The following is a 234-nucleotide window of genomic DNA, read 5'->3' as shown; positions in this document are numbered from 1 at the left end:
AAACCGTTTGGCCAGACGCTGCCGACAAGGTGACCGTGAAGGTCGCTGTGCCAGCCGCTTCGTTGACGATCACGTCGTTGATCGACAAACTTGGTGTTGCATCGTTGTCTGTGATCGTGCCCGTACCCGTTGCCGACGCATTCGTGGTTGTACCCGCCGTGCGTGTTGCCGTTAAGACGAAGGTTTCGTCGAGCTCATCCAACAAATCTTCCGTCACTGGTGTACGTACCAAGA

General features: G+C 55.6%; 1 pseudogene. It reads right to left on the bottom strand.

What is annotated here, in order from left to right:
- A pseudogene (locus ACO0KW_RS20510) lies at positions 1–234 on the bottom strand (hypothetical protein); the annotation flags it as partial.

The organism is Undibacterium sp. Ji22W (genome assembly GCF_049340305.1).
Taxonomy (GTDB): Bacteria; Pseudomonadota; Gammaproteobacteria; order Burkholderiales; family Burkholderiaceae_D; genus Undibacterium.
This window is presented reverse-complemented; position numbering and strand designations above follow the sequence as displayed.